Below are 14,627 nucleotides of genomic sequence, written 5' to 3'. Positions count from 1 at the left end.
TTCCTGCACGCCCGGGACGTGGGCGGCGTCCGCAGCGCTGGTGCCACGTTGTGCCACCCGGTCGCATGGTCCTTGCGACAGGGGAAGGCCGTGTACGGCGCGCGGCTGTTCCGGCTGGGCTGGCAGCAACTCACCGTCCGGCTCTAGAATGGCATGGCAGAAGAATCCAGACTGGAACCCCGGCCCGATTCCGGCGGGCCGGGGTTCTATGTCAGGCGGGTGAATCAATCACCGGCCTTTGTACTGGTGCTCGGTTACCGACCACCGTGAGGGTGCTCGATCACCGGTCTCAGTAGTCGTCGCCGAAGTCGTCGCCCTCGCCGAAGTCGCCGCCCTTGCCGCCGCCGTGGTGGCGCTCGATCACTCGGAAGCTGGCCACAACTCCGTTGCGGACCTTCACGCCGCCCTTGACGCGACCCGGGTGGACGCCGTCACTGGAGCTCCAGGGGCCGACGGTCGCCAGCGGGGCGCCGTTGTCGCAGGTCGCACCACGGAAGACCTCGACGGTCCGGCGGCTCTCGTTGCGGATGTTGAGGGTCTTGGAACCGAGACCGCTGACCACCGTGATGCAGCCGCCGCCCTCGGCGGTGTAGGTGCGCTCGTTGATCTGGATCCGGCCCCTGAAGTGTTCCCGGTGACCCCTGTTCTCGTTGCCACCACCCTTGTTCTCGTAGCCCCCACCCCGGCCCTCGTTGCCCTTGCCCTCGCCACCCTTGCCGGCGTCGCCGCCGTCGAGGGCCGACACGGGGGCGGCGGCCTGCTGGACTACCGGGGCTGCCTGGGCCGGCTCGGAGGAGGCGGCCGAGGCGTAGGTGATGCCGGTGGCGGCCAGGGCCGCGGCAGCCGCAAGAGCGGCGGTAACGACAGTGGAACGCGTAACCATGTCACTTCTCCTGTCTCAGAGAGGCCGGCTGAGCAGCTGGCCCGTGATTGAACGTACTAACGGCCCCGATAGCTGTCATATCGGACACGTTGGAAAGGTTGGAGCCGGGGCGCCAAACGGGGTACACGAGACACCCATATGCTATTTCCATTTAATCTGACAAAACATCAATCACCTTTAAAAATGGCTTAGTTGATGTGCCGTTAGCCTGTCCGGGCGACTTGCTGATGCCCGCTCACCCTTTAGTGACAGCGTGTCTCTGTTGACACAACCCGGGCTGGAGGTAGATGCCACCGCCCTGAATGCCCGTCATCCGCGGTCCCGCTCGCCCTGACCTGCAGTAACCGTCCGTGGAGCCGTTGTCGGCCCCGGCGTGCAGCCGGTCGAAGCGGAGGGATGTCCTGCCGCCCGGCTCCGCGCCCCTCGGATGCACCCACGATCGTGCTCTCACCATCCTGGGGTACGACGGCACCCAAGCCCAGCTGTGGTCCGCGCAGAGACTGCGCAAGGCCAACGAAGCCAAGAGCACACTGCACGCGCAGCCGGCTGCGTCAGTCCGGCACGGTGAGCACCGGATCCTCGACGACGCCGGGCGCAGCCGGCTCCACGGGGAGCGCAAGGACATCGTTGCCCCAGGCGAGCAATGACCTGCTGGGCAAGGCCGCGTGACGGCTGATGGGCGCCGGCCCCGCACGCCCCTGCTCGTCATCGTCGAGCTCAACCACGTCCGGGGTGCAGGCCTGCCGGGCGCGCTGCAGGGCGTCCTCCATCGCCTTGCCCGAGATACGGCCGGGCCGCCGCACAGGCTGAACCGGCTCGGAGATACGACGCGACGCCCCTCGAACGCCTCCAGCAGCCGGGCCATCTCCGCCGGCGGTTCGCTGCCGGAGGCCACCTACAGGCCGGCAGGCAGCCGGTCGTTCCTCTCATGGGGTGCCGCGCCGTCTGTGCGGTGCCGGTGTCCCGCATCAGCCGGACCAGCGCCCTCGCAGGCGGTTTCGTTTGTCGGGCGGCTGCGCGGCGTACGTACACGTGCGGGTTGTCGAGAGCGCGTAGTTGGCTTTGGCTCCTCAGCCGCGTGCGCTTGAACGTCCTCAGCTGTCGGGCACTCAGCGCTCCGGGGATCAGCAGCGAAGTCCGACGATGCCCCAGCCACGGCGGTCGGCTTCCACAACGACTTCGCCCCACCCCATGAGGAACTCGGCGAACGACTCGAAGTCACAGATCCAACCCTGTGGTACGGCGGCATGCTCTGCGAACGGCACGCGCAGGGCGCCGAGTTCAGGCTGCGCCCGAACCCAGTACCGCCTGATCGAGGAGACATCGCCCGGTGGGCACCACAACAGCAGGTCCGCTCGCCGAACAAGTGCGCCAGACTCAGGGCGAGCGTGCCCGGCCCGCATCCCACGTCGAGAAGGCGTCCCCGCCCGTCAAGTTTCAGTGCTTCGGCGAGCGTGTCCCCCAGGCCCGGGGCATAAGGAACCCTCCCACGCGCATAGGAGGCAGCCGTGCCCGAGAACAACGTGTTGTCCCAACTCCCGGCCGGCAACCACATGCACCGCCCTTCACAGGGATGCCTCCCTATCCGGCGGCCGATGATTCCACGGCTGAACAGAGGAGTGCGAATAAGACCGACCGGCAAATGGGGGGTGGGAGAAGGAGCGGGGCTGGGTGCGTGCAGCTGCAAGGCGGAGGATTGAGACAGATGGGGTCTCCCCTGCTCGAGCGCAGCCGAGAGCTTGGGGAAGGAGCCATGGTGATTGACGACAACGCGGCAGATGCGCGTGCCCAGCCCCGCGACGCCGCCCCCCATTTGCTGGTCGGTCTAAGCCAGTTGGCACCCGAGCGACGCCCGTCGGTGAGCCCGCACGTCATTGCCCCGCGATCCGCCTTGCGGCATCTGTCGTGCCTGTTCCGGGCAGGCGCCCGGCGGCGATCACCCACTCCGGAAATCACTTGATGAATCCTGCACGCGCTGGCAGCATCACCCCTTGTGCCTGAAACAGATGCGCCTGAAAATCGGGATCGCGAACCACCCAGAACCGATGCGCTACTGGCATCCAGCACAAGTCTCGCGTCCGGGCGGCCGCTCCGCTCTTCCGCCTTCCGGTGGTTCTTCACCGGTTGGTCGATCTCAAAGGCCGGCAGCGCCATGTCGCCCGTCGCGCTGGCCTTCGGCGTACTGGAGGTCACCGACAGCGCCGTCTGGCTGTCCGCGGTCATCACCGCCTCCATGGTCCCGATGATCGCGACGTTGATCATCGGCGGGGGCATCGCCGACCGCTACCGCCGCGACACCGTGCTCCGCCTCACCAGCCTGGGCGCCGGCATCAGCCAGGCCGGCGTGGCGATCCTCCTCCTCACCCACCAGCACCCCGCGCTCCTGTTGCCGCTGTCCGCCCTCAACGGCATCTTCCAGGCACTGACCACCCCGGCGATGCGCGGCATCGTCCCGCAGCTGGCGATCGGACGCGGCATACAGCAGGCCAACTCCCTGCTGGCCTCAGCCAGGAACACCACCCGGATAGTCGGCCCGACCGCTGCCGGCCTGCTGACGGTTTCCGTCGGAGGCGGCTGGGCGATCGCCGCGGACGCCGCGTCCTTCCTCCTGGCGGCCGTCTGCTTCGCCCGGATCTCACTCCCCGACCTGCCATCCCGCGCCAAGGGCGGCCCGACGATGCTCGAGGAACTGCGGCAGGGCTGGGGCTACTTCAGCGCCAAGCCGTGGATCTGGTCGGTGACGCTGGCCTTCGCCGTCTTCAACGCCGTCAACATGGGCGTCTGGCAGATCCTCGGCCCGGTGATCGCCGACGACACGATCGGCGCCGAGGGCTGGGGCCTGGTGCTGAGCGCCCGCGCCGCCGGGGCGCTGCTCGCCAGCATGGTGATGGTGAAGCTGACGGTACGGCGGCCAATGGTGCCGGCCCTGTCCTCGATGACCCTGACCGCCGTCCCGCTGATCCTCCTCGGCACCGGCGCGAACACCTTCTGGCTGGCCGCGGCGGCATTCGCCGCCGGGGTGGCCGCCGACTTCTTCACCGTCGTGTGGTCGACGGTCTGGCACATCCACGTCCCGGAACGACTGATCTCCCGGGTCGGTGCCTACGACGACTTCGGCTCGTTCGCGTCGGTCCCCGTTGGCCAGCTGTCCGCCCCGGTCCTCGCCGCAGCGTTCGGCACCGCGGCGGTGGCTATCACTGGCGGCGCCCTGCTGGCGGCCGCCATGCTGTTACTCTCCCGCTCCGGGCTGCACTTGGTGCCCCTCGGCGCCGTGCTGCGCGAGCGCGGCATCGGGTTGCACGTCATCGCCCCGTGCGGGCCGGCGGCCGGGTCGGCTGACGCCGGCGTGATGCAGTCCGCCCGCAGATCGCTGCCCTGTCGCAGCAACCGCTCCAGGAAGCACATCCGGCCGTCCGCGACGGCCCGGTCGTGGTTATCGTCCTTGCTGCCGTCGACGCAGACCACGACGACCGGACGACGAGGCCGGGCTCTCGCGTCGTACTTCACGGACGGAGACGGTTCTCGATGAACGTCCGGTGCTGGTCGCGACGCCCTGCGATGCCGGGCTGTCAAGGGGCGCTCCGTATGATCGGAGCACAGTCGCGGGAGCAGTCAGGCCGCAGATGCGCCTGATCCTCCTGGGAGGTCAGTCGCTCGGGTCGAGGCACTCCGCCAGGAATCCTCGCAGCCCCGACCAGGCCCGCTCGGCGGATCGAGCGTTGTACGCGATCCCCAGCTCGGGCCGGTCGGCGCCTTCCGCCATGAAGGAGTGCATGGTCCGGCCGAATGCGTGGAACTGCCAGTCGGCCCCGGCATCGGCGAGTTCCCGCCAGTGCGACAACATCTTCCGGTCGCGCGAATGGGTCGTCCCAACCGTGGTACACCGCAACCCTGCAGCCGGTCTTCCGCGGAGTCAGTCCTGGCGGCGGGGTCAGCATGCCGTGGACGGCGGATACCCCGTGACGGGTGCACCTGTCCGGGCCATATCGAGCACGCACAGTCCGCCGAAGCAGAACCCGATGGCCGCGATGCGGGAGGCGTCCACCTCGGACAGCCCCGCGCCGGTGGCGACCACGGCGGACAACCGGTCCGCGAGCATGTCACGGTCCTCCAGGAACGGCCTCATCAGCGCGTCGAATTCCTGTCGCGAGGAGCCGCTGACGCCCTTTCCGAAGGGATCCATGACGAACTCCTTGTCTTCCGGCCGTCGGCGAAGTACTGCCATGTGCTTGTGGCGTGCCGGGCTGTCAGGACCCATGGGAAGGAAGTGGTCCGTCTCACGGGGGTGACCTTTCACCCCTTGGAGTCGTCGTCGAGTTCGGCGAACCGGCTGTTGCCACCGCTGCAGTTGGTCAGCCCTTTGGGACCTTCCACGCTCTGCGGCTCGTACTTGATGTCACCACAGCTCACAGTCCGGCGGCACACTGAGCCTGACGGCTCGGAGGTGACGAGATGTATCCGTGGGCGTCGGCGGAACCGGCCGGAAGGCTCACGGCCAGTACGGGTGCGAGTAGGGCACCGATAGCCGCGGCCGTCTTCCTTTTCGTGTGCATGCTTCTCCTTCACATGAGGCGTCACTGCACGCGGTCGGGCCGTGGGGGCCCAGCAGTGGCAGGCCGGCCTCTCCAGTGTGGGGGCCAAGAGGCGCGAAGGGCGCGGCAAGACCCATCACCACGTCTGCCCTGAAGTTGCAGGCGTCCGGAAGACAACCTTGCACTTGGACTGGACCATACCCATCGACGCGTTCACATCAAGAGCACCGACTTCGGCCGGAGTCGGCGACACAGGCGACTTTCGGTCAGCCCTCACCGGGCCCAACTGGCCATACCCTCGGGGTTCACCCCGAGATCACATGCCACAGGAGAGATCATGACCGCGCATCCCCCGGTTCCGCCGTTCACACGCGAGTCTGCGATCGAGAAGGTCAGGCTGGCCGAGGACGCCTGGAATTCCCGGACGCCCGAGAAGGTGGCACTCGCCTACACCGAGGACTCCCAGTGGCGAAATCGCGGCGAATGGGTTATCGGACGCGACGAAATCGTCGCCTTCCTGGCCCGGAAATGGGCCAGGGAGCTCGACTACCGGCTCATCAAGGAGCTCTGGGCCTTCGACGGCAACCGGATCGCGGTGCGGTTCGCGTACGAGTGCCATGACGACTCGGGCAACTGGTACCGCTCATACGGCAACGAGAACTGGGAGTTCGACGCGAACGGGCTCATGAGCGCCCGGCACGCGTCCATCAACGACGTACCGATCCGGGAATCCGACAGGAAGTACCACTGGCCGCTGGGCCGCCGACCGGACGGCCACCCCGGACTGAGCGACCTCGCCCTCTGACGAGCCGACCAGGCGGGGACAGTCGGCCACGGACGGCAGGAAAGGCCACAAGCAGCTGGCAGGGGCGGGTCTTTCGGGATATGCGCGCACTCTCCATCGGGCGCCCCTTCCCACCGTTGTGGCGCGATTCAGCCCGCGTCCGGAGCCGGGACGAGGCCGTCCCTGACCAGACCCTCCAGGACCGCCGCACCCAGGGCCTGCACCGCGGACTGCGGGCGAACCATCACCGTGAACTCCTTGATCAAGCCCGCCTCGTCGAACTGCAGCAGGTCGATGCCATGAATCTGTTTGCCGTTCACATTCGCCCGGAAGAGCAGAATCTCGGACGGAGCCTGCGCCGCGTCCGTGCTGGTCTCCGCCGATCCATCGAAGTGGCCGACGTAGCGGAATTCCTCGAACGTACGCAGCAGGACCCCGAACAGCCCAAGCACCATGGGCCGCCCCTCGAACGGAGTGAACTTCACCGGGCTGTAGAGGCGAACGTCCTCGGTGAACAGGTCGTCCAGTGCGGCGAGATCGCGCTTCTCGACGGCGGCGCGGAAACGGTCCGCGGTCTCGGCAGACATCATCAGCCTCCATACTCAAGAATCTGACTAATCACTTTTATGAGTATCATGAAGAGGCAGAAAGCGAAAGGGAAGGGGGTCGGGCCATGGCCCTGCGGCATGCGGTGCTGGCGGCACTGCTGGACGGGGAGTACAGCGGGTATCAGCTGGCCAAGGCGTTCGATGTCGGCGTGGCGAACTTCTGGCACGCGCTGCCACAGCAGCTGTACGCCGAACTGGCCAGGCTGGAGAAGGACGGACTGGTCGCGGGCCGGCAAGTGGTGCAGGAGACCCGGCCCAACAAGCGGCTGTTCCATGTCACCGACGCCGGGATGGCCGAGCTGGAGCAATTCGCCGCGGCCAGCGCGAAGCCTGGATTCATCCGCGATGACCTGGTCGTCAAGGTCCAGGCCGCCGATCACGTCGGAAGCGGTCCGGTCATCGCTCAGCTGGACGAGCGGGCGGCCGCCGCCTCGGCCAAGGTCGAGCTCTTCGGCAACCTGCTGCGGCAACTGCGCGGCGAGATGGACGAGGACGAGTTTCTGCTCAGGGGCGAGCGAGTCGGACCGTACCTGACCTGTCTGCGCGGCCTCGCCTTCGAGGAGGAGAACAGGGACTGGTGCCTCCGGATCGCGGCTCTCCTGCGCCGACGGCAGGCTGTTGCAGTGGAGGACGACGATGCCTAGCCGGTACCAGATCGCTCCCATCCCACCGCGTGTCCGTTGTTACGTCGGTGGACGGCGCACCCTCCGGCCTCGCGTGCCGGAATCACGGCGCCTGAAAAAAATGGCGATCCATGTTCGTCCCGCGGCTCGCCCTGCGTCGTCGCGTTGCGGCGGCCGGAGCCGGTACGGATCGTTTCGCCGCCCTCGCGGCGGACATCGCGCTGCTCGACCCGGCACCGGGACCGTGTACCGCCGGCCCCGGGCCGGACTGCCCCGGCGTCTGGGCAGCTACCGGGCCGGGCCTCTCTCAGTGGCGCATCAGCCCCCCGTCACACCGTCGATCCGTTCGCGCAACAGGTCGGCGTGGCCGATGTGGCGCGCGTATTCCGAGATCATGTGGACGTGGACCAGGCGCAGTGAGTACACCTCGTCGGCATGGGTGAAGGTGTCGTCCAACGAGGCATCGGCAACGATCTCGTCCGCCAGTCGGCATTCCTCGACGAGGCGCGCGTAGTCCTCGGCGGCGCGGGCCGGGTCCAGGTCCTCGAAGTCCGCGTCCTTGCCCTTCTCGGGGTCGTACATGGGGTCGAGTATCTGGCCGGCGAACCGCTCCCGGAACCAGACACGTTCAACCTTCGCCATATGGCGGATCAGTCCGAGAAGCGTGAGATGCGACGGCGATACCGTCTGTTCGGCGAGCTGCGCCCCGTTCAGGCCGGCGCACTTGTGCAACAGGGTGCTGCGGAACCAGGCGAGATAGCCCGTGAGCATCTCCCGCTCACCGGCCACGAGTGAACCAGGTATGCGTTTCACATCAGGTGCTGTCCATGTCATCCCATGATCTTGCCTTGTGCGCGCCGGATCGGGACAGGGTTTTCACCTGCCGCCCGTGGGCTCCGTCGACCAGCTGGTCGCGGTTGATGTGGTGATGCCGACGGCCACTCCGAGCCCAGGAACAGAACGAGCAGCCCCTTCCCCGCCCCGCTCGTCGGCGAGTGATCCGTACGCCGTCGACGCATACTGCGTCACCTCACGTCGGGCCGGAGGGGAGCGGCCTGCAACCGGCCGCGGGCCGATCGGGTGTCCCGGCCCAGGTCCAGGAGCTCCTGTGGAGGGCAGCTCGTAACCCGGGCCGGCTGTCCTGTTGGAGGGCAGACACGCGAGCAGGCCGGTGAGCAGATCCCACGAGAATCGCTTCCACTGACCCGCACGCGCAGGCTCAGGCGCTCCCGACAGTCGTGCCGCGTGCGGCCGACCGGCCCTCCCTCGCGGGTTCGAGGAGGTTTCTGCGCAGCGCAGCCACCAATTCCTCGTCAACACCCAGGAGTTCGGCGGTGTAGTTGCGGACGGAGCCGTGGGTCGCGGCGAGATCCGCCAGGAAGAACCGCATGACGTCGGCGGGTGCCCGGCCGTAACCGGGCCAGACCGGGTCCTGGTCGGCGTGGTCCGCCCGCCAGTCGGCCAGGAGCCGTTCGGTGGCGAGCCCGGTGAGGGTGAAGTCGGCGACGATGTCGTCCTCGGCCACACCGAGCAGGGACAGAACGAGTGCGGCGAGCAGCCCGGTGCGGTCCTTGCCCGAGGCGCAATGGAAGACGACGGGTCCGCTGTCCTCGGCCGCGATTACGTCCAGGGCGCGGCGAAGCTCGGTAACTCCGTCGTGGGCGACCTCCGCGTACCGGTCCGCCAGGAAGCGTCCGGTCTCCACATCCGGGCCCAGTGCCGCCTGGTCGTAGGGCCGGTGCTCGATGCTGAGGTGGTGGTAGCGCATTCCCGGTGCGTCGGGCACTCGCCCTTTGGCTGTGATCTCCCAGTCGTAACGCAGGTCGATGACCGTGCGGACGCCGAGGGTCAGGAAACGGTCCCAGTCCTCGCCCCGGAGCTTGCCCAGCGAGTCGGACCGGTAAAGCCTCCCCCAGCGCACCGGGCGGCCGCCGTCCCCCTGATATCCGCCCACATCACGGAAGTTGTGCAGTCGTTCGAACGCTATATGTCTGTTCACAATGCAGAACCTTAAGGTCACGTCACCGTGCACGACAGCGCGATGCCGGTGCTCGGCCTCGACCGGCCCGCCGCGCCGTACCGGCTGCGAGCAGGCGCCTTCGGAGGGACTGAGCCGAGAATGCAGGCGTGTCTACTCCTACCCTCCTCACCGGATGCGATCCACGGGGCCAATGGGCCCTGCTGCTCCTGTCGGCCGCTTCCGGGGCTGCCGACGCGTTCGTCTTCATCTGTGTCGGTCAGGTCTTCGCCGGTGTGATGACCGGGAATCTGGTGCTGCTGGGCGCTTCCGCCGCCGGTGTCGGGGAGCACGGGGTGGCCCTGCGCGTGATCACTGCACTCGTTTCGTACGGCTTCGGGGTCATGTGTGGTGCGTGGATGAGCGAGCGGCTGCGGTGGCCTCTGCCGGTGATGCTGCTGATCGAGGTGGCACTGCTGGCGGCGGCGGCTGTGCTGTGGGCGCTGGACCTGATCACCTCCGGCGGGGACCGGCTGGGGCTGCTGGTCCTCATTGCTGCGGCCATGGGGATTCAGGGCCGTATCCGCGCGACGCCCACCAATTACTTCACAGGCACGCTCACGTCCCTCGTCAGCCGCGTGACGCTGCGGTCGCGCAACCAGGACGACGGCTGGGTGGCCGGCCGGCTGCTCGCGGTCGTGGCAGGGGCGGCAGTGACCGCGCTGGCGGTACGGTTCTGGCCGGGTGCCGCAGCGACGGTGGCCGTGGCCCCCGCAGCGGGTGCGCTGCTGATCGAGTCGGTGCGCAGGAGGCTCTCCCGTGGCTGACCGCGCCCACCCACGGGGTAAAGGAAAGCCCCGGCCGGATCGGGGGAATCCAGCCGGGGCGGCTCACGTGTGGGTGCGATGCACGCCATCCACATATAGGTGAACGATAAACCATCGCACCCTGTTCCCGAGAATCCGCACCACGGACTGTGATTCACGGCACGGAATCGGGCCTTCCGGGTACGGATCAGCTGCCGGCAGGTGCCTGACCGCCATAGCGGCGGTCGAACTGTTCGATGCGGCCGGCCGTATCCAGTACCTGCTTGGCCCCGGTGTAGAACGGGTGACTCGCCGACGAGGTCTCCACGTCGATGACGGGATAGCTCCGGCCGTCCTCCCACGTCACCCGCTCATCCGCGTCCGCGGTCGAACGGGTCAGGAAGGCGACCCCCGCCGCGCGGTCACGGAAGACCACCGGACGGGAAACGGGGTGAATACGTGACTTCATGGGCGTTCCTTCCTTGCCACTACAGGGGGGCGGGATCAGGTGTCCGACGCGGGTGCGGCGGTCAGCGTTCCTCGCGGAAGAGGACGTGCTGCCCCACGACGGGGTCGAACTTGCGCAGGACCAGCCGGTCGGGATTGTTCCGGCGATTCTTGCGCGTCACGTAGCTCTGTCCCGTTCCGGCCGTCGACCGGAGCGTCACGACGGGACGGGTCTCACTGCGCGCCATGGACGCCTCCACTCTCTTGCGTCGACCCCATTCCTACCGTATGGGAATGGGTATCGTTTTCGTTCTGATGGTGGAACGCGTGAGGGTCCAGCCACATTCCCGCCCACAAATCGCGTGGAAACCCCCGCCACGGCGAGCCCCTTCGCATATGCCCCGTTCCGGTTGAGCGCGCCGCCCGCGGAACGGCGAGCGCGGGAGCACAACCATCCGCGCGCGCCGGACGACTTGCGTCAACTTCCGTCTACAGCACCACTGTTCGACGGGGCAACGCCCGGCGCAGCCTGTGACATATGCCAGAAGCAACAACCCATCGAGTGTTGCCAAATCCCTTACGGGGTCCCGCGGCCTGTGCGACAGTCGTCTACGGTCCACCTTTCAGACCTGGTCGTGCCGCGCCTGTATCGGAGTACGAGATGCCGTCCCATCTGTCCGCGGACCGCCCCGCCCCACAGCCACCCGAGCGCGATGCCGTCGATGCGCTGATCAACCGGACCCGTCGGTTGCGTGGCGACGTGGATGCCGTGCGGCGGGACGCGGTGCTGATCGACGAGGAAGACCATGAGATGCGCTGGCAACGCGCACTCTGTGATCTGGCGGTACACCACCTCGACGATCTCGGCGCGCAGCTGGGACAGCTCCGGGAAGGCCTTGCGCCGGGGACCCCGGAACAGCCCACGGGGACGTCGACGCAGGACGCCGCGGAGGAGACCTTCGACGAGCCGCGGCCCGGTTCGCTGGTCGGCCGGGTGGGCAGCGCCGAGTGGAATCTGCTGACCGACGAGGTCGCCTGGTCCGAGGAGCTGTTCCAGATCTTCGGCAGGTCTCCCGATGCGGGACCTCTCTCGCTGGACGACCTCCCGTCCATGCTTCTTTCCGAGGACCAGCCACTGCTCACCGCGCTGGTTACCGACTGTCTGGTCGACGGAAAGCCGATAGACGGCGAATTCCGCATCCTGCGGACCGACGGCCGGATGCGCACGCTCCACATGATGGGCGAGCCCGTCCTCGACGCGGACGGGTGCACGGCCTCCATGTGGGCGGTTCTGCGTGATGTCAGCGAACTTCGCCGCAGCCAGCAAGTGGTGCGCACGACCCATGACTCGCTACGCCGTCGGCAGCACATGGCGCGGACCGAGCACCGGATGGCGGTCGAGCTTCAGGAGGCCGTGCTTCCCCCGTGGCGGGGCTCGCTGCGGCTTCCTTCGCAGGGAGCGGGCGCGCTGGACATTGCGGCGCACTACCTTCCGTCGGAGTCGACTGCCCTGATCGGCGGTGACTGGTACGACGCGCTGGAACTGCCGGACGGCAGGACCGTCCTCACGGTCGGCGATCTGACCGGCCACGGCATCCAGGCCACGTCGGCCATGGCGATGCTGCTGGGCGCGCTGCGCGGGATGGCCGTGGCCGGCATCGAGCCCGGGGCCCTCATGGGGCATCTCAATCAGTTACTGGAATCCTCCGTCCAGCCCGCTCTCGGCAGTGCGGTGTGCTGCCGTTTCGACCCGACCACCGGCACCCTCGCCTGGTCACAGGCGGGGCACCCCGCACCGCTGCTGTTCCGCAACGGAGAGGGGCGCCCACTGCCGCCACCGGACGGCGTCCTGCTCGGCGCGGCTGCCGGGATCGCGTACGAGCAGGACGAAGTACACCTGCTGCCCGGTGATGTGCTGATACTGCACACCGACGGGCTGAACCGTCACAGCGACCGGGGTGCGGGCCCGGACGCGCTGCTTGCCCTCGCACCGCACTTCGCGCAGGCCCGTACGGCACAGGAGTGCGTACGGACGGTCGTCGCGGAGTTCGGTGGCACCGAGCGCCTGGACGACGCCTGCGTGCTGATCGCCCGCATCGGGGCGTAGGGCACGGGGACGCGCGCGGAGACACGGACTCGTGGATCGCCGGACACGGCACGGTACACAGAAAGGCGAACCGCCTACGGGTGCGGTGCTCGGACAGCCGATGGCCGGACGGTGGTCGGTCGGACAGTCGATAGCCGGGTTTCCTTACTGCGGCACCCGCATGTCAGATCTCCGACGAGCGCCTTGGCTGCTTGATGATGGAGCTCTGCGGCAGGGCCAGCTTGATCTCCTCGCGCAGGTCCTCGATCTTCGCGTAGCCCGCGAACCGGCCCGTCAGCCGGTACATCTCGCGCAGCCGGTCCCAGGTACGGTGCGAGGAGGTCTCCCCCATCGTCACCAGGGCGAGCCGCGCGTAGCGGTCGGCCTGCTCCGGATCGTCGGCGATGAAGCACGCCGAGGCCAGTGAGATGTAGTCGAAGATCTTGGACCGCTGGCGCCCGTTGGCCCGAAGCTCCAGTGCCTGCTTGGCGTGGCGCTGAGCCACGATCGCCACCGACGGGTCGTGTTCGGCGAGCGTACGGAACGCCAGAGCCTGCATGCCGTGCAGATCCGCCTCGTCGAACAACTGCATCCAACTGGGTGGCGGCACATCGCTCTTGTCCGATACGAAGAGCTCCTCGGCCTTGCCGAGGGTCCGGCGCATGGCCTGTCCGCGACCCATGGACGCCTGCGCCCAGGCCTCGATGGTGTGCAGCATGGCCTGGGTTCGCGGCAGCACCATGTCTCCGGAGCCGGACTTGGCGAGCTTCATCAGGTCCAGGGCGTCGTCGGGACGGCCCAGGTGGACCATCTGACGGGCCGCCCTGGAGAGCGCCTCGCCCGCGCGTGGGCGGTCGCCGCCCTCGCGCGCCGCGTGTGCGGCGATGACGAAGTACTTCTGAGCGGTCGGTTCGAGACCGATGTCGTGGGACATCCATCCCGCGAGTACGGCGAGATTGGCCGCGACGCCCCAGAGGCGACGCTGCAGATGTTCGGGGTGACGGAAGGCGAGCATGCCGCCCACCTCGTTGAGCTGGCCCACCACGGCCTTGCGCTGGAGTCCCCCGCCCCGGGACGCGTCCCAGGCGCGGAACACCTCGACGGACCGTTCCAGCGCCTCGATCTCCTCCGACCCGATGGGCGCGGCCTCGTACCGGTCGAAACCGGCTGGGTCCGCGTACAGAGGGTCGTCGATCCTTGGAGCATCGGCCGCCAGCACAGGGTCGGTGTGCAGCCAATCGTGCATGGGGCCGGTGATGGTCGATCCTGCGGCGAGCGCGGCGCCCGCGCTCACCAAGCCGCGTCGGTTGAGCATGAGGTCCATTCCCGTGAATTCGGTGAGGACCGCTGCCGTCCGCTCGGGCGCCCACGGCAGTCCGTCGGGATTGTGCTGCTCCCCGACCTCCCGCTGTTTCCCCGCACGCCCGCGTCGGCCGAACCCGAGGTCCTCGATGGTCACGACACGACCGAGCCGCTCGGTGAACAGGGCAGCCAGCACTTTGGGCACGGGATCGCGGGGGGACTCCCCCATATCGATCCAACGCCTCACCCGCGAGGTGTCGGTGGCCAGCTGCGGATGGCCCATGGCCGCCGCCTGCCGGTTCACCATTCTCGCGAGTTCGCCCTTGGACCAGCCGGCAAGGCCGAACAGGTCGGACAGGCGGGTGTTGGGTTCTCCGGTCACTTCAAGCCCCCAGGTTCTCGGCTGTGTTGACAGTAACCCCCTGTCAGATGCCTTGCGACTATTCGCCAGGGTTCGCCAGGGTGCGCCAGATGGTCTGCTACCCGCGGTCCGGTGTCAGGTAGGAAAGCGCCACCCCGCCCGGCAGCCCTAGGTACTCCCCAGGGTGCCGAACGGCCGCCGGCCGGGGCGGTGCACGCAACTTGTCGGCGCACGAAGG

General features: G+C 68.0%; 13 protein-coding genes and 3 pseudogenes. 5 read left to right on the top strand and 11 right to left on the bottom strand.

All coding sequences use genetic code 11. The features are described 5' to 3' along the window. Positions 1 to 289 precede the first annotated feature (289 nt). The 3 genes and pseudogenes from GA0115254_RS27360 to GA0115254_RS46540 form a co-directional block, all read right to left on the bottom strand. Positions 290 to 883 carry a hypothetical protein gene (locus GA0115254_RS27360; RefSeq protein ID WP_093897949.1) on the bottom strand — a complete coding sequence of 198 codons (594 nt, stop codon included), beginning with the start codon at positions 881 to 883 and terminating at the stop codon, positions 290 to 292. A 551-nt stretch (positions 884 to 1,434) separates the two neighbouring features. Continuing rightward, positions 1,435 to 1,653 carry a hypothetical protein gene (locus tag GA0115254_RS27355; RefSeq protein WP_141720915.1) on the bottom strand — a complete coding sequence of 73 codons (219 nt, stop codon included), beginning with the start codon at positions 1,651 to 1,653 and terminating at the stop codon, positions 1,435 to 1,437. A gap of 584 nt (positions 1,654 to 2,237) precedes the next feature. Further along, a pseudogene (locus GA0115254_RS46540) lies at positions 2,238 to 2,438 on the bottom strand (SAM-dependent methyltransferase); the annotation flags it as partial. Positions 2,439 to 2,876: 438 nt separating this feature from the next. Here GA0115254_RS46540 and GA0115254_RS27345 point away from each other — a divergent pair. Continuing rightward, positions 2,877 to 4,412 carry an MFS transporter gene (locus GA0115254_RS27345; RefSeq protein WP_093897947.1) on the top strand — a complete coding sequence of 512 codons (1,536 nt, stop codon included), beginning with the start codon at positions 2,877 to 2,879 and terminating at the stop codon, positions 4,410 to 4,412. A gap of 117 nt (positions 4,413 to 4,529) precedes the next feature. Here the strand turns inward: GA0115254_RS27345 and GA0115254_RS47800 are convergent. Both GA0115254_RS47800 and GA0115254_RS27330 read right to left on the bottom strand, forming a co-directional pair. Next, positions 4,530 to 5,066 (bottom strand): annotated as a pseudogene (locus GA0115254_RS47800) (dienelactone hydrolase family protein). A 14-nt stretch (positions 5,067 to 5,080) separates the two neighbouring features. Further along, positions 5,081 to 5,436: pseudogene (locus tag GA0115254_RS27330) on the bottom strand (lytic polysaccharide monooxygenase); the annotation flags it as partial. 316 nt (positions 5,437 to 5,752) lie between these two features. Here GA0115254_RS27330 and GA0115254_RS27325 point away from each other — a divergent pair. After that, the gene (locus GA0115254_RS27325) at positions 5,753 to 6,220 is read left to right on the top strand and encodes a nuclear transport factor 2 family protein (protein WP_093897944.1); all 468 of its coding nucleotides are present in this window, start codon (positions 5,753 to 5,755) and stop codon (positions 6,218 to 6,220) included. 128 nt (positions 6,221 to 6,348) lie between these two features. Here GA0115254_RS27325 and GA0115254_RS27320 read toward each other — a convergent pair whose 3' ends face one another. After that, entirely contained in the window at positions 6,349 to 6,789 is a 441-nt protein-coding gene (locus tag GA0115254_RS27320; RefSeq protein ID WP_093897943.1) for a nuclear transport factor 2 family protein, read from the bottom strand. Positions 6,790 to 6,872: 83 nt separating this feature from the next. Between GA0115254_RS27320 and GA0115254_RS27315 the strand changes: the two genes are divergently transcribed. Beyond that, on the top strand, positions 6,873 to 7,451 hold the full coding sequence (locus GA0115254_RS27315) for a PadR family transcriptional regulator (protein WP_093897942.1): 579 nt from the start codon (positions 6,873 to 6,875) through the stop codon (positions 7,449 to 7,451). Between the two features lie 297 nt (positions 7,452 to 7,748). Here the strand turns inward: GA0115254_RS27315 and GA0115254_RS27310 are convergent, their stop codons facing one another. Further along, entirely contained in the window at positions 7,749 to 8,264 is a 516-nt protein-coding gene (locus tag GA0115254_RS27310; RefSeq protein WP_093897941.1) for a DinB family protein, read from the bottom strand. A gap of 385 nt (positions 8,265 to 8,649) precedes the next feature. Continuing rightward, positions 8,650 to 9,429, bottom strand: coding sequence for a tyrosine-protein phosphatase (locus tag GA0115254_RS27305; RefSeq protein ID WP_093897940.1), 780 nt, complete (start codon positions 9,427 to 9,429; stop codon positions 8,650 to 8,652). 128 nt (positions 9,430 to 9,557) lie between these two features. On the opposite strand from GA0115254_RS27305, the gene GA0115254_RS27300 reads away from it, so the two are divergent. Then, positions 9,558 to 10,214, top strand: a complete 657-nt coding sequence (locus GA0115254_RS27300; RefSeq protein ID WP_256102802.1) for a YoaK family protein — start codon at positions 9,558 to 9,560, stop codon at positions 10,212 to 10,214. A 187-nt stretch (positions 10,215 to 10,401) separates the two neighbouring features. Here the strand turns inward: GA0115254_RS27300 and GA0115254_RS27295 are convergent, their stop codons facing one another. Together GA0115254_RS27295 and rpmG are read right to left on the bottom strand one after the other, a co-directional pair. Next, a complete protein-coding gene (locus GA0115254_RS27295) occupies positions 10,402 to 10,662 on the bottom strand; it encodes a type B 50S ribosomal protein L31 (RefSeq protein WP_093897939.1) in 261 nt (86 codons plus the stop codon). Positions 10,663 to 10,723: 61 nt separating this feature from the next. Next, a complete protein-coding gene (gene rpmG / locus GA0115254_RS27290) occupies positions 10,724 to 10,888 on the bottom strand; it encodes a 50S ribosomal protein L33 (RefSeq protein WP_093897938.1) in 165 nt (54 codons plus the stop codon). 413 nt (positions 10,889 to 11,301) lie between these two features. Here rpmG and GA0115254_RS27285 point away from each other — a divergent pair, with 413 nt between their 5' ends. Beyond that, positions 11,302 to 12,747: a PP2C family protein-serine/threonine phosphatase gene (locus GA0115254_RS27285; protein ID WP_093897937.1), complete on the top strand. Its 1,446-nt coding sequence runs from the start codon at positions 11,302 to 11,304 to the stop codon at positions 12,745 to 12,747. Positions 12,748 to 12,910: 163 nt separating this feature from the next. Here GA0115254_RS27285 and GA0115254_RS27280 read toward each other — a convergent pair whose 3' ends face one another. Then, positions 12,911 to 14,410 (bottom strand): DNA-binding protein NsdB, encoded by a 1,500-nt coding sequence (locus tag GA0115254_RS27280; protein ID WP_093897936.1) that lies wholly within the window; start codon positions 14,408 to 14,410, stop codon positions 12,911 to 12,913. Positions 14,411 to 14,627: the final 217 nt, after the last annotated feature.

The organism is Streptomyces sp. Ncost-T10-10d (genome assembly GCF_900091955.1).
Classification (GTDB): Bacteria; Actinomycetota; Actinomycetes; order Streptomycetales; family Streptomycetaceae; genus Streptomyces.
This window is presented reverse-complemented; position numbering and strand designations above follow the sequence as displayed.

What these genes read in the sequence shown, in the direction of transcription:
- GA0115254_RS27320 (WP_093897943.1), bottom strand. Translation starts at nt 6,789, where the DNA reads ATGATGTCTGCCGAGACCGCGGACCGTTTCCGCGCCGCCGTCGAGAAG.
- GA0115254_RS27295 (WP_093897939.1), bottom strand. Translation starts at nt 10,662, where the DNA reads ATGAAGTCACGTATTCACCCCGTTTCCCGTCCGGTGGTCTTCCGTGAC.
- GA0115254_RS27310 (WP_093897941.1), bottom strand. Translation starts at nt 8,264, where the DNA reads ATGACATGGACAGCACCTGATGTGAAACGCATACCTGGTTCACTCGTG.
- rpmG (WP_093897938.1), bottom strand. Translation starts at nt 10,888, where the DNA reads ATGGCGCGCAGTGAGACCCGTCCCGTCGTGACGCTCCGGTCGACGGCC.
- GA0115254_RS27360 (WP_093897949.1), bottom strand. Translation starts at nt 883, where the DNA reads ATGGTTACGCGTTCCACTGTCGTTACCGCCGCTCTTGCGGCTGCCGCG.
- GA0115254_RS27355 (WP_141720915.1), bottom strand. Translation starts at nt 1,653, where the DNA reads ATGGAGGACGCCCTGCAGCGCGCCCGGCAGGCCTGCACCCCGGACGTG.
- GA0115254_RS27285 (WP_093897937.1), top strand. Translation starts at nt 11,302, where the DNA reads ATGCCGTCCCATCTGTCCGCGGACCGCCCCGCCCCACAGCCACCCGAG.
- GA0115254_RS27315 (WP_093897942.1), top strand. Translation starts at nt 6,873, where the DNA reads ATGGCCCTGCGGCATGCGGTGCTGGCGGCACTGCTGGACGGGGAGTAC.
- GA0115254_RS27325 (WP_093897944.1), top strand. Translation starts at nt 5,753, where the DNA reads ATGACCGCGCATCCCCCGGTTCCGCCGTTCACACGCGAGTCTGCGATC.